At 71.7% G+C, this 21,841-nt stretch carries 21 protein-coding genes and 3 tRNA genes; 7 read left to right on the top strand and 17 right to left on the bottom strand.

Features of this window, described 5'->3' with window-relative positions:
- Window positions 1-156 precede the first annotated feature (156 nt).
- Both ACZ4M5_RS08295 and ACZ4M5_RS08290 read left to right on the top strand, forming a co-directional pair.
- On the top strand, window positions 157-1,383 hold the full coding sequence (locus tag ACZ4M5_RS08295) for a pyridoxal phosphate-dependent aminotransferase (RefSeq protein WP_467734354.1): 1,227 nt from the start codon (window positions 157-159) through the stop codon (window positions 1,381-1,383).
- Between the two features lie 131 nt (window positions 1,384-1,514).
- Window positions 1,515-2,546 (top strand): adenosine deaminase, encoded by a 1,032-nt coding sequence (locus ACZ4M5_RS08290; protein ID WP_467734352.1) that lies wholly within the window; start codon window positions 1,515-1,517, stop codon window positions 2,544-2,546.
- A gap of 303 nt (window positions 2,547-2,849) precedes the next feature.
- Here the strand turns inward: ACZ4M5_RS08290 and ACZ4M5_RS08285 are convergent, their stop codons facing one another.
- The 9 genes from ACZ4M5_RS08285 to ACZ4M5_RS08245 form a co-directional block, all read right to left on the bottom strand.
- Complete coding sequence (locus tag ACZ4M5_RS08285; protein WP_467734350.1) at window positions 2,850-3,905, bottom strand: UDP-N-acetylmuramate dehydrogenase; 1,056 nt, start codon at window positions 3,903-3,905, stop codon at window positions 2,850-2,852.
- A gap of 96 nt (window positions 3,906-4,001) precedes the next feature.
- Window positions 4,002-4,382 carry a DUF3291 domain-containing protein gene (locus ACZ4M5_RS08280; RefSeq protein ID WP_467734348.1) on the bottom strand — a complete coding sequence of 127 codons (381 nt, stop codon included), beginning with the start codon at window positions 4,380-4,382 and terminating at the stop codon, window positions 4,002-4,004.
- A gap of 31 nt (window positions 4,383-4,413) precedes the next feature.
- Complete coding sequence (locus tag ACZ4M5_RS08275) at window positions 4,414-5,850, bottom strand: MFS transporter (protein WP_467734346.1); 1,437 nt, start codon at window positions 5,848-5,850, stop codon at window positions 4,414-4,416.
- 95 nt (window positions 5,851-5,945) lie between these two features.
- Complete coding sequence (locus ACZ4M5_RS08270; RefSeq protein ID WP_467734344.1) at window positions 5,946-6,515, bottom strand: TetR/AcrR family transcriptional regulator; 570 nt, start codon at window positions 6,513-6,515, stop codon at window positions 5,946-5,948.
- 114 nt (window positions 6,516-6,629) lie between these two features.
- Window positions 6,630-7,058, bottom strand: coding sequence for a MaoC family dehydratase (locus tag ACZ4M5_RS08265; protein ID WP_467735520.1), 429 nt, complete (start codon window positions 7,056-7,058; stop codon window positions 6,630-6,632).
- An 8-nt stretch (window positions 7,059-7,066) separates the two neighbouring features.
- Window positions 7,067-7,519, bottom strand: coding sequence for an FAS1-like dehydratase domain-containing protein (locus tag ACZ4M5_RS08260; RefSeq protein ID WP_369195954.1), 453 nt, complete (start codon window positions 7,517-7,519; stop codon window positions 7,067-7,069).
- A 100-nt stretch (window positions 7,520-7,619) separates the two neighbouring features.
- A complete protein-coding gene (rpmG, locus tag ACZ4M5_RS08255; RefSeq protein ID WP_003948671.1) occupies window positions 7,620-7,784 on the bottom strand; it encodes a 50S ribosomal protein L33 in 165 nt (54 codons plus the stop codon).
- Window positions 7,785-7,874: 90 nt separating this feature from the next.
- Window positions 7,875-7,947: transfer RNA gene (locus ACZ4M5_RS08250), tRNA-Met, on the bottom strand.
- A 46-nt stretch (window positions 7,948-7,993) separates the two neighbouring features.
- Window positions 7,994-8,066 (bottom strand) — tRNA-Thr (locus tag ACZ4M5_RS08245).
- Between the two features lie 270 nt (window positions 8,067-8,336).
- Between ACZ4M5_RS08245 and ACZ4M5_RS08240 the strand changes: the two genes are divergently transcribed.
- Window positions 8,337-9,599, top strand: a complete 1,263-nt coding sequence (locus ACZ4M5_RS08240) for an amidohydrolase family protein (protein ID WP_467734341.1) — start codon at window positions 8,337-8,339, stop codon at window positions 9,597-9,599.
- Between the two features lie 124 nt (window positions 9,600-9,723).
- A complete protein-coding gene (locus ACZ4M5_RS08235) occupies window positions 9,724-10,380 on the top strand; it encodes an SDR family oxidoreductase (protein WP_467734339.1) in 657 nt (218 codons plus the stop codon).
- Window positions 10,381-10,468: 88 nt separating this feature from the next.
- On the opposite strand, the gene ACZ4M5_RS08230 is transcribed toward ACZ4M5_RS08235, so the two are convergent.
- Entirely contained in the window at window positions 10,469-10,681 is a 213-nt protein-coding gene (locus tag ACZ4M5_RS08230) for a hypothetical protein (protein ID WP_333932871.1), read from the bottom strand.
- Between the two features lie 180 nt (window positions 10,682-10,861).
- Between ACZ4M5_RS08230 and ACZ4M5_RS08225 the strand changes: the two genes are divergently transcribed.
- Window positions 10,862-12,370, top strand: coding sequence for an MFS transporter (locus ACZ4M5_RS08225; RefSeq protein WP_467734337.1), 1,509 nt, complete (start codon window positions 10,862-10,864; stop codon window positions 12,368-12,370).
- Between the two features lie 148 nt (window positions 12,371-12,518).
- On the opposite strand, the gene rox is transcribed toward ACZ4M5_RS08225, so the two are convergent.
- Together rox and ACZ4M5_RS08215 are read right to left on the bottom strand one after the other, a co-directional pair.
- The gene (rox, locus tag ACZ4M5_RS08220) at window positions 12,519-13,961 is read right to left on the bottom strand and encodes a rifampin monooxygenase (protein ID WP_467734335.1); all 1,443 of its coding nucleotides are present in this window, start codon (window positions 13,959-13,961) and stop codon (window positions 12,519-12,521) included.
- A gap of 237 nt (window positions 13,962-14,198) precedes the next feature.
- A tRNA-Tyr gene (locus ACZ4M5_RS08215) sits at window positions 14,199-14,280 on the bottom strand.
- A gap of 221 nt (window positions 14,281-14,501) precedes the next feature.
- Here ACZ4M5_RS08215 and ACZ4M5_RS08210 point away from each other — a divergent pair.
- Window positions 14,502-14,990: a YajQ family cyclic di-GMP-binding protein gene (locus ACZ4M5_RS08210; RefSeq protein ID WP_369195949.1), complete on the top strand. Its 489-nt coding sequence runs from the start codon at window positions 14,502-14,504 to the stop codon at window positions 14,988-14,990.
- Between the two features lie 132 nt (window positions 14,991-15,122).
- Here the strand turns inward: ACZ4M5_RS08210 and ACZ4M5_RS08205 are convergent, their stop codons facing one another.
- Entirely contained in the window at window positions 15,123-15,389 is a 267-nt protein-coding gene (locus tag ACZ4M5_RS08205; protein WP_467734333.1) for a GlsB/YeaQ/YmgE family stress response membrane protein, read from the bottom strand.
- Window positions 15,390-15,574: 185 nt separating this feature from the next.
- Between ACZ4M5_RS08205 and ACZ4M5_RS08200 the strand changes: the two genes are divergently transcribed.
- Window positions 15,575-16,855, top strand: coding sequence for an APC family permease (locus ACZ4M5_RS08200; RefSeq protein WP_467734331.1), 1,281 nt, complete (start codon window positions 15,575-15,577; stop codon window positions 16,853-16,855).
- 386 nt (window positions 16,856-17,241) lie between these two features.
- Here the strand turns inward: ACZ4M5_RS08200 and ACZ4M5_RS08195 are convergent, their stop codons facing one another.
- From ACZ4M5_RS08195 to ACZ4M5_RS08180, 4 genes are all read right to left on the bottom strand, one after another.
- A complete protein-coding gene (locus ACZ4M5_RS08195) occupies window positions 17,242-17,634 on the bottom strand; it encodes a YccF domain-containing protein (RefSeq protein WP_467734329.1) in 393 nt (130 codons plus the stop codon).
- Window positions 17,631-18,494 (bottom strand): zinc metalloprotease HtpX, encoded by an 864-nt coding sequence (gene htpX, locus ACZ4M5_RS08190; RefSeq protein ID WP_467734327.1) that lies wholly within the window; start codon window positions 18,492-18,494, stop codon window positions 17,631-17,633. The genes ACZ4M5_RS08195 and htpX overlap by 4 nt, the downstream gene beginning before the upstream one ends.
- Window positions 18,495-18,744: 250 nt before the next feature.
- The gene (locus ACZ4M5_RS08185; RefSeq protein ID WP_467734325.1) at window positions 18,745-20,268 is read right to left on the bottom strand and encodes an NADH-quinone oxidoreductase subunit N; all 1,524 of its coding nucleotides are present in this window, start codon (window positions 20,266-20,268) and stop codon (window positions 18,745-18,747) included.
- Window positions 20,265-21,839, bottom strand: coding sequence for an NADH-quinone oxidoreductase subunit M (locus tag ACZ4M5_RS08180; protein WP_467734323.1), 1,575 nt, complete (start codon window positions 21,837-21,839; stop codon window positions 20,265-20,267). Before ACZ4M5_RS08180 ends, ACZ4M5_RS08185 begins: the two co-directional genes overlap by 4 nt.
- Between the last annotated feature and the right edge of the window lie 2 nt (window positions 21,840-21,841).

Here is a 21,841-nt window from a genome sequence, read left to right as displayed (position 1 = left end):
ATCGCCCGGGAAACGGGGGTCCGGACCGGGGACGTCGGCCGAAGATCGCCCCTGGCGGCGCGGCCGATCCGGACTGGTGTTCAGGCGTGTCCCCGGGTTGTTCAGTCTGTGAAACCCCTGTGCCGCGCGCGTTTCCTGTCTGAAACGATGGGGCGCATGAGCGCTGCAACCCCTCCCACCGAGCGCCGGGTCTCCGCCCGAGTCGGCGCGATCTCCGAGTCCGCCACCCTCGCCGTGGACGCCAAGGCCAAGGCCCTCAAGGCCGCCGGGCGGCCGGTGATCGGCTTCGGCGCCGGTGAGCCCGACTTCCCGACCCCGGACTACATCGTCGAGGCCGCGATCGAGGCCTGCAAGAACCCGAAGTTCCACCGCTACACGCCGGCCGGTGGCCTGCCCGAGCTGAAGGCCGCGATCGCCGCGAAGACGCTGCGCGACTCGGGCTACGAGGTCGACCCGTCGCAGATCCTCGTCACCAACGGCGGCAAGCAGGCCATCTACGAGGCCTTCGCCGCGATCCTCGACCCGGGCGACGAGGTCATCGTGCCCGCGCCGTACTGGACGACCTATCCGGAGTCGATCCGGCTGGCCGGGGGCGTCCCGGTGGAGGTCGTCGCCGACGAGACGACCGGCTACCGGGTGACCGTGGAGCAGCTGGAGGCGGCCCGTACGGAGAAGACGAAGGTCGTGCTCTTCGTCTCGCCGTCGAACCCGACCGGCGCGGTCTACAGCGAGCACGAGACAGAGGCCATCGGCCGCTGGGCCGTGGAGCACGGCCTGTGGGTGCTGACCGACGAGATCTACGAGCACCTCGTCTACGGCGACGCCTCCGCCGTGTCGCTGCCGGCGGTCCTGCCCGAGCTGCGCGACAAGTGCATCGTGGTCAACGGTGTCGCCAAGACGTACGCGATGACCGGCTGGCGCGTGGGGTGGATCATCGGCCCGAAGGACGTCGTCAAGGCCGCGACCAACCTGCAGTCGCACGCCACGTCCAACGTGTCCAACGTGGCCCAGGCCGCCGCGCTCGCCGCCGTCTCCGGTGACCTGGTCGCCGTGGCGAAGATGCGGGAGGCGTTCGACCGCCGCCGCAAGACCATCGTGCGGATGCTCAACGAGATCGACGGCGTGCTGTGCCCGGAGCCGGAGGGCGCGTTCTACGCCTACCCCTCGGTGAAGGCCCTGGTCGGCAAGGAGATCCGCGGCAAGCGCCCGAAGGACACGGTCGAGCTGGCCGCGCTGATCCTGGAGGAGGCCGAGGTCGCGGTCGTCCCGGGTGAGGCGTTCGGCACGCCGGGGTATCTGCGGCTGTCGTACGCGCTGGGTGACGAGGATCTCGTCGAGGGCGTCAGCCGGATCCAGAAGCTGCTGGCCGAGGCGCGGGACTGACGTTCCGCCCGCCGCGCCCGGCTCACGGGGCACACACCGGTTCCGGTGTGTGCCCCGTTTGTTTGTGCGAGCAAGACCACGAAAGGGGAAACGGCTACCGGGACGGCTGAGGTGTACGGCAGGATCTTTGGATGGAGCGTGTACGTGATGTCTCTGAGCTGCCGAAAGCCCACCTGCACCTGCACTTCACCGGGTCCATGCGCCCCTCGACCGTGCTGGAACTGGCCGACAAGTACGGGGTGCGGCTGCCCGACGCGCTGAGCGAGGCGCTGACCAGCGGGGAACCGCCGAGCCTGCGGGCGACGGACGAGCGGGGCTGGTTCCGCTTCCAGCGGCTGTACGACGCGGCGCGCTCGTGCCTGCGGGAGCCGGAGGACATCCGGCGGCTGGTGCGCGAGGCCGCGGAGGAGGACCTGCGGGACGGATCGGGGTGGCTGGAGATCCAGGTCGACCCGACGTCCTACGCGCCGCGGCTGGGCGGGCTGATCCCGGCGCTGGAGATCATCCTGGACGCGGTGGAGACGACCTCGCGGGAGACCGGGCTGGGGATGCGGGTACTGGTCGCCGCGAACCGGATGAAGCACCCGCTGGACGCGCGCACGCTGGCCCGGCTGGCGGTGCGCTACGCGGACCAGGGCGTCGTCGGGTTCGGGCTCTCCAACGACGAGCGGCGCGGGATGGCCCGGGACTTCGACCGGGCCTTCGCGATCGCGCGGGAGGCCGGGCTGCTGTCCGCCCCGCACGGCGGCGAGCTGGCCGGTCCGTCGTCCGTACGGGACTGCCTGGACGACCTGGGGGCGAGCCGGGTCGGGCACGGGGTCCGGGCTGCGGAGGATCCCCGGCTGCTGAAGCGGCTGGCCGACCGGGGGGTGACGTGCGAGGTGTGCCCGGCGTCGAACGTGGCGCTGGGGGTGTACGAGAAGCCGGAGGACGTGCCGCTGCGGACGCTCTTCGAGGCGGGCGTGCCGTTGGCGCTGGGCGCGGACGATCCGCTGCTGTTCGGTTCGCGCCTGGCGGCGCAGTACGAGATCGCGCGGCAGCACCACGGGTTCTCCGACGCGGAGCTGGCGGAGGTGGCCCGGCAGTCGGTGCGGGGGTCGGCGGCGCCGGAGGATGTGAAGACGAAACTGCTGGCGGGTGTGGACGACTGGCTGACCGGCTGACGGTGGCTTCCCGGCTGACGGTGGCTTCCCGGCTGACTGTGGCGTCGCCTTGCGGCGGGGGTGGGTCGGGGCCGCGCCGGGGGGTGTCCGTCCTCGGAACGGCGCGATGGGGTGTCGTACCGACTCACTGTCCGTCGACGCGCCAACCAGCTGCGGGCGGACACCCCCCGACACGGCCCCTTGCGTACGACGGCGGCCCTAGCTGCGGGCATGCGTGCCGCTAGGGGCGGCACGGGTGGGCGCAGCGGCACCACGCTACGCCGGGCTGCGGACCCACCCGGCCCCAGCCGCAGCACCGGGTGTCTACAGGCTGACCCCGATCGTCACCGGCTCGTTGACCAGGGTGATTCCGAAGGCCTCGCGGACTCCGGCCACGACCTCGCGGGCCAGGGCGAGGAGGTCCTCGGTGGTCGCGTCGCCCCGGTTGGTGAGGGCCAGGGTGTGCTTCGTGGAGATGCGGGCCGGGCCCTCGCCGTAGCCCTTCGTGAAGCCGGCCTTGTCGATCAGCCAGGCGGCGGAGGTCTTCGTACGGCCCTCGCCGGCCGGGTAGGCGGGCGGCTCCACCCCGTCGCCGAGCCGGTCGCGCACCCGGGCGCGGAACGTCTCGAAGTCGGCGTCCGTGAGGATCGGGTTGGTGAAGAAGGATCCGGCCGACCAGGTGTCGTGGTCCTCGGGGTCGAGGACCATGCCCTTGCCGGCGCGCAGCTTGAGCACCGTCTCACGGGCCTGCGCGAGGGGCACGCGGTCGCCCGGTTCCACACCGAGGGCGCGGGCCGTCTCGGCGTAGCGGAGGGGGGCGGAGAGGCCGTCGGCGTCCTCCAGGGCGAAGCGGACGCGCAGGACGACGTAGCGCTCGGGGTCGGACTTGAAGCGGCTGTGGCGGTAGGAGAAGGCGCACTCCTCGTTGGGGAGAGTGACGGTCTCGCCGGTGCGGCGGTCGTAGGCGACGACCTCGGTGATCGTGGCGGAGACCTCCTGGCCGTACGCCCCCACGTTCTGGATGGGCGTCGCGCCGGCCGAGCCGGGGATGCCGGCCAGGCACTCGATGCCGGCCAGGCCCGCCTCGACCGTGCGGGCGACCGCGTCGGTCCATACCTCGCCGGCGGCCAGTTCCAGGGTGGTGCCGTCGAGGGAGAAGCCCTTGGTGGCGATGACCAGGGCGGTGCCGTCGAAGCCCTTGTCGCCGATGACCAGGTTCGAGCCGCCGCCGATGAGCAGCAGCGGGGTGCCCGTCTCGTCGGCTTCGCGGACGGCGGCGATCACCTCGTCGTCCGTCGTGGCGGTGATCAGCCGGGCCGCGGGGCCGCCCAGACGGAAGGTGGTCAGGGGGGCGAGGGGGGCTTCGTGGAGTTCCTGCACGGGCCCAAGACTACGAGACGGCGCCGAGGGGGTCGGGCACGCGTGCGTGCGGCCCCGTTCCGCGGGGAACGGGGCCGCACGCACGCGTGGTGGCCGTCAGGGCAGCCGGCGGAGCGCCTCGGGCCAGGTGACGGGGAGGTCGTCGCTGTTCGCCTGCCAGGCAGTGAAGGCGGAGTCCTTCATCTGCGGGGCCAGGCCCCGGGCGGCCGGGCCGTGTGTGCCCGCACGGGCGAAGGTGTGCAGGGCGTCCTTGGACTCCCAGGCCGACAGGGTCCAGAAGGTCCGCTTCAGCGGCCTCGCCCGCAGGGTCGCCCCGTAGGCGCCGGGGCTGCGGCGGATCTGCCGCCAGACGCCGGGTGTTCCGGCGAGGAACCTGAGCGCTCCCCACAGGGTGCGGGTCTCGAAGCGGGAGGCGAAGACGTACACCTCGGTGCCGGGCGGCGGGCTGTTCGGAACGGTCCAGGGAAGGGTCGGCATGGCCGCATCTCCTTGTCGGGTCCGTGTGGGGTCAGGGGGAGGCCGTCTCGAGCACCGGTTCCGGTTCGGCCGGTGCGGCCTGCCGTTCGGTCTGACGGCGGGTCGGGATCAGCAGGGCGGCGACACCCGCCAGGGCGACCACCGCGGAGCCGGTGACCAGGGCGGGGCGCAGGCCGTCGACGAAGGTCTGGCCGGTCTCGTAGCCGCCCTGGGCCGCGAAGATCGAGGCCATCACGGCGACGCCGAGCGCTCCGCCCACCTCCCGCATCGCGTTGTTGGCGCCGGAGGCGATGCCCTGCTCCGAGGGGCGGACGCTGGACATCACCAGGTGCGAGGCGGGGGCGAAGAACAGGGCCATGCCGATGCCGCTGATGATCAGGGCGGGCAGCTGTGCGGCGTAGGAGGCGTCCGTGGTGGCCACGACCGACATGTAGCCCAGGCCCAGGGCCTGCAGGAACAGGCCGGTGGCGACGACCGGGCGGCCGCCGATGCGGTCGGCCATGAGGCCGGCGAACGGGGCGACCAGCATCGGCATACCGGTCCAGGGCAGCATCCTGAGTCCGGCCTCGGTGGGCGAGTAGCCGAGGACGCCCTGCATGTACTGGCTGAGCAGGAAGATCGAGCCGAACATGCCGAGGAACATCAGCAGGCTCGCCGCGTTGATGCCGGAGAACGCCCGCGAGCGGAACAGCCGCATCGGGAGCATCGGGTTCTTGGCTCGTGTGCTGTAGAGGACGAAGGCGACGAGCAGGGCCCCGCCCGCGACCAGCCCGGTCAGGACCAGCGACGAGGTCCAGCCGTCGGCGGGGCCCCGCACCAGGCCGTAGACGATGCCGAACAGGCCGCCGCTGGCGAGCAGGGTGCCGGGGACGTCGAGCGGCGCTCCGGTGCCGTGGGACTCGGCGAGGCGGAGGCGGGCGAGCGGCAGCAGGGCCAGGCCGAGCGGGACGTTCAGCCAGAAGATCCACTGCCAGGAGATGTGCTCGGTGAGGCTGCCGCCGACCAGTGGCCCGGAGGCGACGGCGAGGCCGTTGACGGCGCCCCATATGCCGTAGGCCATGCCGCGCTTGGCGGCGGGCACGGCGGCGGTCAGCAGGGTGAGCGTCAGCGGCATCATCACCGCCGCGCCGGCGCCCTGGACGGCGCGGGCGGCGATCAGGGAGTCGATGCCCGGTGCCATCGCGGCGGCGGCCGACGCGCCGGTGAAGACGGTGAGGCCGGCGATGAAGAGCCGCCTGCGGCCGAAGCGGTCGCCGAGGGCCGCGCCGAACATCAGCAGGACGGCGAAGGTGAGCGTGTAGGCGCTCACGGTCCATTCCAGGTCGTGCAGTCCGCCGCCGAGGTCCTCGCGGATGGAGGGCAGGGCGGTGGTGACGACGAGGTTGTCCAGGGCCGCCATGAATCCGGCGACGCTGGTGATGACGAGGGCCCAGCCGGCTCCCCCGCGACGTGCGGTCTGCTGTGACATCGCTCCCCCAAGAACGAATCGCGCGTGTGATCAATTAGTTATTGATTACTAACTTTCGCGGTCACAGGGAGGCGCCGACCTCTCGCCCTTCCCGGTCAGTGCTCCGGCCGGCCCGTGGCGCGCACGGAGGGGTACATGCCCTCCCAGACGCGGTGCCCGGCCGGAAACCCCATGGCCACCAGGCAGTTGATGAGCATTCCGTACGCCATGAAGACGGTCGTCTCGCCGGCGTCGGCGCCGAGCGGCACGTGCACGGTGTCCCACAGCCGCATCCAGCCGTCGCGCACCGACTCACCGAACTCGTGGTCGCCCTCCACCTCGGCGGCCTTCACGGCGACGTACATCTGCATCTGCATCATGAGCCGCTCGGGGCGTTCCTCGATGACCTTGGTGTACGCGTTGCCCATGGCGTGCAGGGCCTCTTCTCCGTGAAGACCCCGCGAGGCCTCCTCGAAGGTGCGGATGGTGTCCTCGATGCAGCGTTCGACCGCCGCGAGGAAGATCGCCTTCTTGCCCGGGAAAAGCCGGAAGAGATAGGGCTGCGAGACGCCGACCCGCCGGGCGATCGCCTCGGTGGAGGTGCCGTGATAGCCACCCCGGGCGAACTCGGTCGTCGCCGCCCGGATGACGCTCTCGCGCCGTTCTTCCGCACTCATCCTGGCCATGCGTACGAAGTTAGTGCTCAATCACTAACTAAGTCAAGAGGAGGGTGGAGGCCGGGAGACGGCCGAGGGGCGCCTCCCTGGTGGGAAGCGCCCCTCGCCTGCACTCTTGTGCGCTCAGGCCAGCCGTACGACGGCCCGGGACATGCCCAGGACCTTCTGTCCGGCGCTGGTCGCCGTCAGGTCGACGCGGACCGTGTTGTCGTCGAGCTTTGCCGCGACCTTGCCGCTGACCTCGATCTCGGCGCCGCGGTCGTCGTTCGGCACGACGACCGGCTTGGTGAAGCGCACGCCGTACTCGACGACCGCGCCCGGGTCGCCGACCCAGTCCGTGACCACGCGGATCGCCTCGGCCATGGTGAACATGCCGTGCGCGATGACGTCCGGCAGGCCGACCTCCTTGGCGAACTTCTCGTTCCAGTGGATCGGGTTGAAGTCGCCGGAGGCACCCGCGTACTGCACGAGGGCGGCACGGGTCACGGGGAAGGTCCGCGCGGGCAGTTCGGTGCCGACCTCGACGTCGGACCAGGAGATCTTCGCCGTCATGGGATCGCTCACGCCTCCTCGGCCGCGCGGGCCACGAGCTTGGTCCAGGCGGTCACGACGTGCTCGCCGGCCTCGTCGTGGACCTCGCCGCGGATGTCCAGGATGTCGTTGCCCGCGAGGGACTTGATCGCCTCGATGGTCGAGGTGACCGTGAGCCGGTCCCCGGCGCGGACCGGGCGGCGGTAGGCGAACTTCTGGTCGCCGTGCACCACCCGGCTGTAGTCCAGGCCGAGCTGCGGGTCCTGCACGACCTCGCCCGCGGCCTTGAAGGTGATCGCGAAGACGAACGTCGGCGGGGCGATCACGTCCGGGTGGCCGAGCGCCTTGGCGGCCTCCGCGTCCGTGTACGCCGGGTTGGCGTCCCCGACCGCCTCGGCGAACTCGCGGATCTTCTCGCGGCCCACCTCGTAGGGCGCTGTGGGCGGGTACGTCCGCCCCACGAAGGACTGGTCGAGCGCCATGGCCCGGTACCTCCTGGTTGCTCTACTGACCGGTACGGGTCGTACAACGACGCGAGGCCGCCCCCGATCACTCGGGAACGGCCTCGTGTACGAGCCTGTTTTATCGCGTTTCGCGGTGCGCGGTGTGCGCGTTGCAACGCGGGCAGTGCTTCTTCATCTCAAGACGGTCCGGGTTGTTACGCCGGTTCTTCTTGGTGATGTAGTTCCGCTCCTTGCACTCCACGCAGGCCAGCGTGATCTTCGGGCGGACGTCGGTGGCAGCCACGTGAGTGCACTCCTTGACGAACGGATGATGGTATTAACGCAGGAAAGAGTAGCCGATTGAAGGACCGACCCCGCAATCGGCTACTGTCAGTAGCGGTGACCGGACTTGAACCGGTGACACAGCGATTATGAGCCGCTTGCTCTACCGACTGAGCTACACCGCTGTGATGCGATCGGGCCCCGCCTCGCGACGGGAACCTCTCACACCAGAGCCCCAAAACGGAATCGAACCGTTGACCTTCTCCTTACCATGGAGACGCTCTGCCGACTGAGCTATTGGGGCGAGCGATGAAGACATTACACGGTCGCCCGCCGTTCGCCCAAATCCGTTTCGAGGCTTCCGCCCGCTGCGCCCCGACCGCCCTCCCGGCGACCCCGTGCGTGCCCGGATCCAGGGCGGCGGACCACACAGGCAGGCCTGCCGAGCGCCCGGCGGACCACACCGGTACGACTATTGCGCTCCTCCCCGACACGGGCGGGAGGCCGTCCTAGGCTCGTCTCACTCTGCGTGATCACGCGTCCTCCCGCACGCAGCCCGAGCCCCTGGAGTGCGATGCCCGACAGCAGGCCGCAGCCGCCCCCTCCCCCGTCCTCCTCGCCCGGCCCGGCCGGTCCCGCTCCACTGCTGCTGTGCGGGGCACGGCTCACCGACGGCCGGACCGTGGACGTGCGGCTGGTCGGCGGGCGCATCGAGGCGGTCGGCACGGCGGGCAGCCTGAGGACGGGCGGCGGCACACGCGCGTGCGGCGCCCGGGTGGACCTCAGCGGCTATCTCCTCCTGCCGGCCCCGGCCGAACCGCACGCCCACGCCGACACGGCCCTGTCGGCCGACGGCGAGGGCCCGGTCTCGTACGAGCCCGAGGACGTCCAGCGCCGGGCGACCGAGGCCGCGCTGCTCCAGCTCGGGCACGGGGCGACGGCGGTGCGGGCGCACGTCCGCGTGGGGGACGTCCAGGGGCTGGGCTCGCTCGCGGCCGTGCTCCAGGTCCGCCGGGCACTGCGGGGACTCGCCGAGCTGTCGACCGTGGCGGTGCCTCGCGTGCTGACCGGCGTGGCCGGGGCCGACGGGCTGGCGATACTGCGGGACGCGGTGAAGATGGGCGCCTCGGTGGTGGGCGGCCGGCCGGACCTCGACCCCGATCCGACGGGGTACGTGGAGGCGGTCCTGGAGGTCGCCTCCGAACATGGCTGCCCGGTCGACCTGCACACGGACGCGGGCGACCCGGCCCGGCTGGCCCGGCTCGCCGCCATGGCGGGCGGGCTGCGCCCCGGCGTGACGCTCAGCCCGTGCGGCGACCTGGGGCGGCTGCCGTCCGAGGTGGCCTCGCGGACCGCCGACCAGCTGGCGGCGGCCGGCGTGACCGTGGTGTGCCTGCCGCAGGGCGGCTGCGGTGGCGTGGACCGCCGGGGCGCCGCTCCGGTGCGGCTGCTGCGGGCGGCCGGGGTGCGGGTGGCCGCCGGGAGCGGCGCCCTGCGGGACGTCTCGAACCCCGTGGGCCGCGGCGACCCGCTGGAGGCGGCCTACCTGCTGGCCTCGCGCTACGGGCTGTCCCCGGAGGAGGCGTACGACGCGGTGAGTTCCTCGGCGCGGGCGGTGCTGGGGCTTCCGGAGGTGCGGGTGGAGGCGGGTTTCCCGGCCGAGTTGCTGGCGGTGCGCGGGGACCGGCTGGCCGGGGCGCTCTCGCTCGCGTACAGCCGTGTGGTCGTGCACCGGGGGCGCGTGGTGGCGCGCACCAGCGCGGTGCGGGAGTACTGCAGTTCTTCGGGCTCCACGGAACTGGGACTGCCGCGTCAGGGGCGGGGGGACGTGTCCTAGGGGGCCGGGACGCGGGCATGGGGACCGCCGCGGCGGGGGCGGGGAGTTGCCGTGGGGACCCGGGGGGCGGGGGTGCGGTCAAGTCGTGCGGCGGACGGGGCCGTCCGGGCGTACGGTCGGAGACATGCGCATTGTCATCGCTGGTGGTCATGGTCAGATCGCGCTGCGGCTGGAGCGGTTGCTCGCCGCGCGTGGGGACGAGGTGGCGGGCATCATCCGCAAGGCCGAGCAGGCCGACGATCTGCGGCAGGCAGGTGCCGAACCGGTCGTGCTCGACCTGGAGTCGGCGTCCGTGGACGAGGTCGCCGAGCGGCTGCGGGGCGCCGACGCCGCGGTCTTCGCCGCCGGCGCGGGCCCCGGCAGCGGGGCGGACCGCAAGGGCACGGTCGACAAGGACGCGGCCGTCCTCTTCGCGGACGCGGCCGTGCGGGCGGGCGTACGCCGGTTCGTCATCGTGTCGTCCATGGGGGCCGACGCGGATCACGCGGGCGACGAGATCTTCGACGTCTACCTGCGCGCCAAGGGCGAGGCGGACGCCCATGTACGCGGCCTGGACGCCCTGGACTGGACGATCCTGCGTCCCGGCCAGCTCACGGACGACGCCGGAAACGGGCTGGTGCGGCTGGAGGCCCGCACGGGGCGGGGGCCGATCCCGCGCGACGACGTGGCCGCGGTGCTCGCGGAGCTGGTCGACACCCCGGCGACCGCCGGGCTGACCCTGGAGCTGATCAGCGGGTCCGCGCCGATCTCGGTGGCGGTCAAGTCGGTGGCGGGGAACTGACGGTTCGGCGGGCGCGACTGCTGCGGCGGGTGCCGGCGCGGCAGTCGCGCCAGTCGCGGCAGTCGCGGCTGCTGCGCCGGGGGCGCCTTCAGAACAGGGGCAGTTGACCGGGGAAGTCCGGGACCACGTAACCGTCCAGGGACGGTTGTTCCGGGCCCGGGAGGGCCGGGCGGCGGGAGCCGGGGCACGAGGTGAGCTCGCCGTGCTCGCGCGCTCCGGGCGGGTCGTGGCGCGCGTACCGCCCGGCGACGACGGCGATCTCGCGGCGGCACTCGGGGCAGATCCTGCGGCGTGAGGACATGGGGCCAGTGTGCCGCGTGCCGGGGGACGGTTCGGGCGGGTACCCCGACCCGGCGCGGTGTGCCGTTCAGCAGAGGCAGGCATCCAGTTGCTCAAGTCAATCCAGTTGCTTAAGTCAATCAATAGGCTTAGCTTGTGCGGGTCACCGCTGTCCCCCCGCGCGCCCTACGGAGGCCCGGCCATGCCCTCAGCCCTGTCCCGCCCCGCCGAGGACGGGAGGTCCGCCGCGCCGCGGCCCGACGCGGTCGTCGCGGCCCTGGCCTTCGGCGGGATCGTGGTCTCGCTGATGCAGACCCTGGTCATCCCGATCGTCCCCGAGCTGCCCCGGCTGCTCAACGCCCCGGCCTCCGACACCGCGTGGGCCGTCACCGCCACGCTGCTCGCCGCCGCCGTCGCCACACCGGTGATCGGCCGGCTCGGCGACATGTACGGCAAGCGCCGGATGCTCCTGGTCAGCCTCGTCATGCTGGTGGCCGGATCGGTGACGGCCGCGCTCAGCGACTCGCTCGCGCCGATGGTCGTCGGCCGGGCACTGCAGGGTCTGGCGTCCGGCGTGATCCCGCTCGGCATCAGCATCATGCGGGACGAACTGCCCGCCGAACGGCTGGGGTCCGCGACGGCCCTGATGAGCGCCTCCCTCGGTGTCGGCGGCGCTCTCGGGCTGCCCGCCGCCGCGCTGATCGCGGACAACTTCGACTGGCACGCGTTGTTCTGGGCCTCGGCCGCACTGGGCACGGTCGCCCTGGTACTGGTGCCGGTCGTCGTGCCCGAGTCCCGGGTGCGCACCGGCGGCCGTTTCGACCTGGTCGGCGGCGTGGGCATGGCGGCCGGGCTGGTGTCCCTGCTGCTGGCCGTCTCCAAGGGCGCGGACTGGGGGTGGGGCAGCGGCACCACGCTCGGACTGTTCGCGACGGCCGTGGTCGTCCTGCCGGCCTGGGGCTGGTGGGAGCTGCGGGTCGAGGAGCCGCTGGTCGACCTGCGGACCACCGCACGCCGCCAGGTGCTGGTCACCAACCTCGCCTCCATCGCCGTCGGGTTCGCCATGTTCGCGATGTCCCTCGTGATTCCGCAGCTCCTGCAGTTGCCTGAGGCGACCGGCTACGGTCTGGGCAGGTCACTGCTGGTGGCGGGGCTGACGATGGCACCGTCGGGGCTGGTCATGATGGCCACGGCTCCGGTGTCGGCCGCGCTGTCCAAGGCCAAGGGCCCCAAGAGCACGCTGATGGTGGGCGCCCTGATCGTGGCCGCGGGCTACGGGCTGAACATCGTGCTGATGTCCGAGCTGTGGCACTTCGTGCTCGTCACGTGCGTCATCGGAGCCGGTATCGGCTTCACGTACGGTGCCATGCCCGCGCTCATCATGGGCGCCGTGCCGGCCTCGGAGACGGGCGCCGCCAACAGCCTCAACACGCTGATGAGGTCCATCGGCACGTCGACCGCGAGCGCGGTGGCCGGAGTGATCCTCGCGCAGCTCACGACCCCCTTCGGGCCGGCCGTCCTGCCCTCCGAGAACGGCTTCAAGGTCGTCCTCGCCATCGGAGCGGGGGCCGCGCTGCTGGCGTTCGCGGTGGCTTCGTTCATTCCCCGCCAGCGGGTGGGGAGTTCGGGGGCGGCCGGTGCTCAGCCGGCGGGCGGGGCGCGGGCCGTACCGGAGGAGCCGGCCCGGGAAAGCGGGCGGGTCGGCAGGTGAGCCTCGGCCGGGGCAGGCGAGGAGCCGCTCGCCCCGACCGGCTCCTCCGCCCCGACCGGCTTCTCCGCCCCGACCCGCCTCTCCGCCCAGCCCGCGGCCGCGCTGCCGTTCAACAGCCGGTCGTCGTGTGTCCCGCGTGGTGGCCGGCTCAGGGTCGTGCCGGACCGAACCACCGCAGCAACTGCTCGTTCAGGCCGAGTTGATCCTCACCGACCCAGGCCACATGGCCGTCCGGGCGCAACAGCACGGCGGGGACGTCGAGTTCCGTGCCGCCGTCGGCCACGTGGCCGACCCGGTCCGTCCAGCCCGCCGGGGACAGCCTGCCGCCGGTCCGGTCCAGCAGCAGACCTCGGCCGTCGTGCATCCGCTCGTAGAGGCGGCCGTTGGCCAGCCGCACGTCCCGCAGCCGTCGGCCGAGCAGGTCGTGGCCCGCACCGACGTCGTAGCGGACGGAGATCGCCGTGACCTTCTCGATCAGGTGCCGGTTCACCGCCTCGATGTCCATCAGTTCGGCCAGCAGCCGGCGCACGGCCTGCGCGCCCGGCTCGGGTGCCAGCAACTGCATCTGCGCACGGGTGTTGTCCAGTACGGCGGCGGCCACGGGGTGGCGCTCCTGGTGGTAGCTGTCGAGCAGTCCCTCCGGCGCCCATCCGCGCACCTGCGCGGCGAGTTTCCAGCCGAGGTTGAAGGCGTCCTGCAGGCCGAGGTTGAGGCCCTGGCCGCCGGTCGGCGGATGGATGTGCGCGGCGTCGCCGGCCAGCAGGACGCGGCCGGTGCGGTAGTGCTCGGCCAGCCTCGTCGCGTCGCCGAAGCGGGAGAGCCAACGCGGTGAGTGCGCGCCGAAGTCGGTGCCGCCGTACGCCCGCAGCTGCTGCCTGAGCTCCTCCAGGGTCGGCGGAGCCGTACGGTCCTCGGCCACGCCCTCCGCCGGCACGATGACCCGGTACGTCCCCGTCCCGAGCGGCATGGCGCCGAACCGGAACTGTGTCTTTCGGACCTCGGCCGTCACCGCCGCCACCTCCTGCGGGGACGCGGTCAGCTCCATCTCGCCCAGCAGTGTCTCGGTGCGGCTGGGCTCACCGGGGAAGCGGACGCCCAGCAGCTTGCGCACCGTGCTGCGGCCGCCGTCGCAGCCCACGAGCCAGCGCGAGCGCAGCCGTGCGCCGTCGGCCAGTTCGGCGGTCACACCGTCCTCGTCCTGGCTCAGCCCGACCAGCTCGCAGGCGCGGCGTATCTCAGCACCGGCCCCGGCGGCGTGTTCGGTCAGCAGCCGCTCGGTGACCGTCTGCGGGATGCCGAGCATGTAGCCGTGCGCGGTGTCCAGCCGCTCCGGCCACGGCTGGGTCAGACCGGCGAAGACGCCGCCGTTCTCGATCTTCCTGCCGTGCGACAGGAAACGCTCCAGCAGTCCGCGCTGGTCCAGGATCTCGATGCTGCGGACGTGCAGGCCGAGCGCGCGGGCCTGACCGGTCGGCGCGGCCAGCTTCTCCAGCACCACGACGCCCAGCCCGTGCAGCCGCAGCTCCCCGGCCAGCAGCATGCCGGTCGGACCGCCACCGACGATGATCACGTCGTACACGCGAACCCCCATTTTCCGCCCATTGCCGCTTCAGGCCGAGGATTCTGCGACAACATGGGGGGCTTGCCGCAAGAGCCCCCTCGCGCTATACGTTGAGAGTGGCGAGGAGGGGTGCTCCTCGCCTTTTCTTGTGCCTGCCGCTGCAGAGGAACGCCGGCAACGAGTGACGTGGGCCACCTGGCCCTGCTGGGAGCGCGCACAACACGAAGAAGCCCCTCTGGACTGAGTCCAGAGGGGCTTCCTCATGTGTGGCGGCGCCAGGATTCGAACCTGGGAAGGCTGAGCCGGCAGATTTACAGTCTGCTCCCTTTGGCCGCTCGGGCACACCGCCAGGGTTTGCTGCCCGGCGAGCCGCTTTCCGCGGCGCTCCGTGGCAACGACGTAAACAATACCCGATGCGGAGGGGTGCTTCGCCACCCGATTGATCTGCGCTCGGGGGGCGACGGGTGGCTAGGCTTGTCCGGATGCGGCCCGGGCCCGGAAGGGTCCCTGCCGCGCCCCTCACACACGCCGTACGCACCACACGCACCCCGATACAAGGAGCCACAGGACATGGCCGACTCCAGTTTCGACATCGTCTCGAAGGTCGAGCGGCAGGAGGTCGACAACGCACTCAACCAGGCCGCCAAGGAGATCTCGCAGCGCTACGACTTCAAGGGCGTGGGTGCCTCGATCTCGTGGTCCGGCGAGAAGATCCTCATGGAGGCGAACTCCGAGGACCGGGTGAAGGCCATCCTCGACGTCTTCCAGTCCAAGCTGATCAAGCGGGGCATCTCGCTGAAGGCCCTGGACGCGGACGAGCCCCAGCTCTCCGGCAAGGAGTACAAGATCTTCGCGTCGATCAAGGAGGGCATCTCCCAGGAGAACGCGAAGAAGGTCGCGAAGACCATCCGTGACGAGGGCCCCAAGGGCGTGAAGGCACAGGTCCAGGGCGAGGAGCTGCGGGTCAGCTCCAAGAGCCGCGACGACCTGCAGGCCGTCATCAACCTGCTGAAGGGCAAGGACTACGACTTCGCGATGCAGTTCGTGAACTACCGGTAGGTCCGGCTCGCGGGCCTTTCCTTCGGCCCGGATGCGGATGAGCAAGGGTGGGCAGCCGTTCCGGCGCCCACCCTTCTTGCTCCGGCGCACCGGGCCATCCCGGTCGTCGGGCGCGGTGGGGGCCTGCCCGGGTCAGTCCCGTGAGTGGCCGAACAGGAGGCGGTAGGCGATGAGCAGCACCAGCGATCCGCCGATCGCCGCGGCCCAGGTCGTGCCGTCGTAGAAGTCCTTGGTGACCGGGTGGTCCATCCAGCGGGCCGATATCCAGCCGCCGATGAACGCGCCCGCTATGCCGATCAGGGTGGTGCCGATGAGACCGCCCGGGTCGCGGCCCGGCAGCAGGAACTTCGCGATGGCTCCGGCCAACAGTCCCAGGATGATCCAGCTGATGATGGTCATGCCGTGAACCTGCCCTTTCACGCTGTGCCCGCACGGCCCCGGCCCTGTGAGCTTGCTCCCGGGGGGCCGGCTGTCGCGGGTGGTGCCACGGCGTGCCCGCGTGCGTCGTCCTTGCCGCGCGCGTTCATGCCGTCTTGGTGGGGAGGACGTCCGCGGGACATCCACCGGTTGCGGTGATCAGTAGGGTGCGACGCGTGACAGCCTCCGGTTCAGAACTGCGCCGCACCCTGGGTGTGGGCGACGCCGTGGTGGTCGGACTCGGTTCGATGGTGGGGGCAGGGATCTTCGCCGCCCTCGCGCCGGCGGCCCGCGCGGCCGGGTCGGGGCTGCTCCTCGGGCTCGCCGTAGCCGCGGTGGTCGCCTACTGCAACGCCATGTCGTCGGCTCGCCTGGCCGCCCTGTACCCCGCGTCGGGTGGCACGTATGTGTACGGGCGCGAGCGGCTCGGGGAGTTCTGGGGGCATCTCGCGGGCTGGGCCTTCGTGGTCGGGAAGACGGCCTCCTGTGCGGCCATGGCGCTCACCGTGGGTGCGTACGTCTGGCCGGGACAGGCGCACGCGGTGGCCGTCGCGGCCGTGGTGGCGCTGACCGCGGTGAACTACGGAGGTGTGCAGAAGTCCGCGTGGCTCACGCGGGTGATCGTGGCGGTGGTCCTGGCCGTCCTCGCTTCCGTGGTGGTCGTGTGTCTGGTGTCGGGCGAGTCCGATGCCGGGCGGCTGCACATCGGGGCGTCGAGTGGCGCGCACGGGGTACTGCAGGCGGCCGGCCTGCTGTTCTTCGCGTTCGCGGGGTACGCCCGGATCGCGACCCTGGGTGAGGAGGTCCGTGACCCGGCACGGACCGTCCCCCGGGCGATTCCGCTGGCCCTGGGCATCGCGCTGGTCGTGTACGCGTGTGTGGCGGTGGCTGTCCTCTCGGTCCTGGGGGTCGGTGGGCTGGGGAGCGCGACGGCGCCTCTGGCGGACGCGGTGCGGGCCGCCGGCGTGCCGGGGCTCGCGCCGGTGGTGCGGGTCGGGGCCGCCGTCGCCGCGCTGGGTTCGCTGCTCGCGCTGATCCTGGGGGTGTCCAGGACCACGTTGGCCATGGCCAGGGACCGGCATCTGCCGGGTGCGCTGGCCGCGGTCCATCCTCGGTTCCGGGTGCCGCACCGGGCGGAGTTGGCCGTGGGCGCGGTGGTCGCCGTACTGGCCGCCACGGTGGACGTCAGGGGCGCGATCGGGTTCTCCTCCTTCGGTGTGCTGGCGTACTACGCCGTGGCCAACGCGTCGGCGTGGACGCTCGATTCGTCACCGGTGGCGCGGGTGGTGCCGGCGGTGGGGCTGGTCGGGTGTGTGGTGCTGGCGTTCGCGCTGCCGGGCGGGTCCGTGGCCGTGGGTGCGGGGGCGCTGGCGGTGGGGGCCGTCGCCTACGGGGTGCGGCGGCGGTGGGGCGGGAACGGATCCGCGTCCGGGGCCGGCGGCACGTGAAACTCGGGGAGCTTCGCGTCGGCGAGTCGTCCGTCCATCCATGGGGTGAGCGGGGTCGTCAACGGTGAGCGGGCCCGTGTGGCTTTATGAGGCGGGGCTCTGTGAGTTGGGGCGCGCGACTGTCCGCCGGTCTCTTCGGGTTGCGGGTCGGGGCGGCCGGTCTTGTGCGCCGTAAGCGTGTGGCACCGCACGAAGTGGTGGTTCGCAGGCGTACGTCAGGGGGTGTGGTGGTCCTCGGGCTCGGCAACTGCTCGATCGCGGTCATGGGTTCATCTTGCGGGCCGTGGGCGGAAGGCGTGCGGGGCTGTGGACAACCCCTCGCCTGTGGACAACCTGCGCCCGTGGAGGCCTACCGCCTGTGGAGGAACCCGGCCTTCGCCTCGGCGTCAGCGGGCTGCGAACGGCTCGTGCGTCCGCACGATGTCGCGGCCCAGCGGCAGCAGCGAGACCGGGATGAGCTTGAAGTTGGCCACGCCGAGGGGAATGCCGATGATCGTGACGCACAGCGCGATGCCGGTGACGATGTGGCCGAGGGCGAGCCACCAGCCCGCGAGCACCAGCCACAGCACGTTGCCCACGCAGGACGGTGCACCGGCGTCATGGCGCTCGACGGTCGTGTACCCGAAGGGCCACAGGGCGTAGACGCCGATGCGGAAGGCGGCCACGCCGAACGGGATGCCGATGATGGTGATGCACAGGAGCAGGCCCGCTGCTATGTAGGCCAGGAACAGCCAGAAGCCGCTCAGGACGAGCCATATGACGTTGAGTATGGTCCTCACTGGTTCCCACCTGCCATCTTCTCGAGCCGGGCGATGCGTTCCGCCATCGGCGGGTGTGTGGAGAACATCCTGGAAAGGCCCTGGCCGGGACGGAACGGGTTCGCGATCATCATGTGACTGGCCGTCTCGATGCGGGGCTCGGGCGGCAGCGGGAGTTGCTTCGTGCCCACTTCGAGCTTGCGCAGGGCGCTGGCCAGGGCGAGCGGGTCGCCGGTGAGCTGGGCGCCCGAGGCGTCCGCCTGGTACTCCCGGGAGCGGCTGATGGCCAGTTGGATGACGGAGGCGGCGAGCGGGCCCAGCAGCATGATCAGCAGCATGCCGAGCAGCCCGGGGCCGTCGTCGTCGTCGGAGCGGCCGATCGGGATCAGCCAGGCGAAGTTGACCAGGAACATGATCACGGAGGCGAGGGCGCCGGCGACCGACGAGATGAGGATGTCGCGGTTGTAGACGTGACTCAGTTCGTGGCCGATGACGCCGCGCAGCTCGCGCTCGTCCAGCAGGCGCAGGATGCCGTCGGTGCAGCACACGGCGGCGTTGCGCGGGTTGCGGCCCGTGGCGAAGGCGTTGGGCGCCTCCGTCGGCGAGATGTACAGGCGCGGCATCGGCTGGCGGGCCTGGGTGGACAGCTCACGGACCATGCGGTAGAGCTGCGGGGCCTCGAACTCGCTGACGGGGCGGGCGCGCATCGCGCGCAGGGCCAGCTTGTCGCTGTTCCAGTACGCGTACGCGTTGGTGGCCAGTGCTACCAGGACGGCGATGACGAGCCCCATGCGGCCGAAGAAGCTGCCGATGACGATGATGAGTGCGGACAGTCCCCCCAGGAGGACTGCTGTCCTGAGCCCGTTGTGCCGGCGGTGCACGGTACGCCCTCCAAGTCGTGCGGCAGGGGAACCCTTGCTTGCGTCTCTGCGGTGCCACCGGTGCTGTGGTGTCACGTCCAGTGGACCCTCCCGTACTGGTCAACGCCAGGCGGGAGGCACTAGTTCCCTTGTGCGCGCGTGACCGGCCGTGAGCCGTACGGGTGACAGCCGTGGGTCCCGCCCCGCACGCGTGCGGGGGCGAGTGCCCCGCACGCGTGGGGTGAAAGCGGGACCCGGGCGGCGGTCCCGCTCAGAAGAGGCCGGTGTCGGTGAAGCGAAGGACGAGCTGCGGGGCGCCGGACAGGGCGACGCCGAGGACTCCGGTGACGGCGATCGCCGCCGTGAGGGGGGCGGGCACGCGCTGCTTCTCGGTTTCGCCCTCGGGGGTACGGAACAGCAGGGCGGTCCACTGCAGGTAGTAGAACAGCGCGATGACGACGTTGACGGCCATGATCACGGCCAGCCAGCCGAGGCCGGCGTCGACGGCCGCGGAGAAGACGGTGACCTTGGCGAAGAGGCCGATGATGCCCGGGGGCAGCCCGGCCAGGCAGAGCAGGAAGAACGCCAGGAGCAGAGCGGACAGCGGGCTGGCCGCGTACAGGCCGCGGTAGTCGGCGACCCGGTTGAGCGTCCTGGTCCGGCCGACGAGTGCGGCGACCGCGAAGGCGCCCAGGTTCACGGCGCCGTACATCAGGGCGTAGGCGACGGTGGAGCCGATCGACTTCTCCGGGTCCTCGGAGTACGCGGCGGCCGCGATCGGCACCAGGAGGTAGCCGGCCTGGCCCACGGAGGACCAGGCGAGCAGGCGTACCGCGCTGTACGCGCGCGTGGTCTGCTGACGCAGCGCCCCGACGTTGCCCACGGTCATGGTGAGCGCGGCCAGGACCGCCAGGGCCGGGCCCCAGACGTCGGCGTACGACGGGAGGGCGACGACCGTGACGAGGATCAGGCCGGTGAAGCCGACCGCCTTGCCGATGACCGACAGGTAGGCGGCGATCGGCAGGGGGGCGCCGACGTAGGTGTCGGGGACCCAGAAGTGGAAGGGCACGGCGGCCGTCTTGAAGGCGAAGCCGATCAGGGTGAGGACGACGCCGGTCTGGGCGAGCGTGTCGAGCCGGCCGTCCACCTCCTGGATGCGCTCGGCGATCCGGGTGAGGTGGAGGGTGCCCGTCGAGGCGTACAGGAAGCTCACGCCCATGAGGCTGACCGCGGTGGCGGTCACCGAGGACAGGAAGAACTTCAGGGCCGCCTCGGAGGACCTGCGGTCGCCGTACCTCAGTCCGACCAGCGCGAAAGCGGGCAGGGAGGCGACTTCGAGGGCGACGATCAGGGTGGCGAGGTCGCGGGAGGCGGGCAGGAGCGCGGCGCCGGCGGCGGAGGACAGCAGCAGGAACCAGTACTCCCCCTCGGGCAGGTCCTTGCGGGCGTCCTTCAGCGCGGTCACCGACAGCAGGGCGGCGAGGAGGGCGCCGCCGAGGACGAGGAACTGGATGACCAGGGTGAAGCGGTCGGCGGTGTAGCTGCAGACGGTGGCGTCGCCGTTCAGGCAGAAGGTGCTGCGGTCGCCGTCGAGGAGGGGCAGCAGCAGCGCGGTGGCGGCGGCGAGCCCGGCGACGGACGTCCAGCCGAGGATCGCCTTGCGGTGCTCGGGGACGAACAGGTCGGCGACCAGCACGACGAGTCCGACGACCGCCACCAGGGTGGGCGGTGCGATGGCGAGCCAGTCGACGGACTGGACCAGGGAGGCGGCCAGGGGCTGGGCCGTGGAGCTCATCGGGTGCCTCCTGCGAGGAGCTGCTGGACGGCCGGGTCGCTCAGGCCGAGCAGGGCCTTGGGCCACAGGCCCGCGACGACGGTGAGGACGACGAGCGGGGTCCAGGCCGCGAATTCGTACGAGCGGACGTCGGTGAGGCGGGGCGCGTCCTGGGGCTGGGCGCCCATGCACACGCGCCGGACCACGGTCAGCAGATACGCGGCCGTCAGCAGCGTGCCGAAGGCGCCGATCGCCATGAAGGTGAGGAAGGCGGGGCGGCTGAGGCCCTCGGCAGGCTGGAACGCGCCGAACAGGGCCAGCATCTCGCCCCAGAACCCGGCCAGGCCCGGCAGGCCGAGGGAGGCGACCGCCGCGAAGGCGAGCAGGCCGCCGAGGCGCGGGGCCTTGCCGTAGAGGGCGGCGCCGGTCTCCTCGGCAAGGGTGTCGAGGTCGGTGGTGCCGGTGCGGTCCTTCAGGGCGCCGACCAGGAAGAACAGCAGGCCGGTGATGAGGCCGTGGGCGATGTTGGCGAAGAGTGCGCCGTTCACGCCGGTCGGCGTCATGGTGGCGATGCCGAGCAGGACGAACCCCATGTGGCCGACGGAGGAGTAGGCGATGAGGCGCTTCAGGTCGCCCTTCGCGCCCCGCTTGGCCAGGGCGAGGCAGGCCAGGGATCCGTAGATGATGCCGACGACCGCCAGGGCGGCGAGGTAGGGCGCGAAGACGCGGAAACCGTCGGGCGCGACGGGCAGCAGGATCCGGACGAATCCGTACGTGCCCATCTTGAGCAGGACACCGGCCAGCAGGACCGAGCCGACGGTCGGGGCGGCGGTGTGGGCGTCGGGCAGCCAGCTGTGCAGGGGCCACATCGGCGTCTTCACCGCGAGCCCGATCCCGATCGCCAGAACGGCGATGACCTGCACGGATGTGGTCAGTGACCGGCCGTTGTCAGTGGCGAGTGCCACCATGTCGAACGTGCCCGCCTCGATTCCGATCAGGAGCAGGCCGAGCAGCATGACCACGGAACCGAGCAGCGTGTAGAGGATGAACCGCCACGCGGCCCGGCTCCGGTCCTCACCGCCCCAGCGGGCGATGAGGAAGTACATCGGGATGAGGACCATCTCGAAGGCCAGGAAGAACAGCAGCAGGTCGAGGGCGGCGAAGGTCGCGAGTGTGCCGGACTCGAGGACGAGCAGCAGGGCGACGAAGGCCTTCGGGGCCGGACCCGCCGGCAGGTTGAAGTACGAGTAGAGCGCGCAGAGGAAGGTCAGCAGCGCGGTCAGGACCAGGAGGGGGAGGGAAATGCCGTCGACGCCGAGGTGGATGCGCACGTCGAGCGCGGGGATCCAGCTGATGTCCGTGCTGGCCTGCATCCTCGACGGCTGGTCGTGGTCGAAGCCGAGCGTGAGGACGATCGCCGCGAGGAGTACGGCGCCGGTGACGGTCACCCCGTGGCGGAGCACCGCCTGCTCGGGTGACTTCCCCTTCAGCCCGGGCGGGGCGGGCAGGAGAGCCGCGACGGCCCCGAGGAGCGGGCCGACGACGACGAACGCCAGAAGGAACTGCATCACGGACTCGCTGATATCGATCACGC

Source organism: Streptomyces sp. NPDC026246 (genome assembly GCF_055567995.1).
This window is presented reverse-complemented; position numbering and strand designations above follow the sequence as displayed.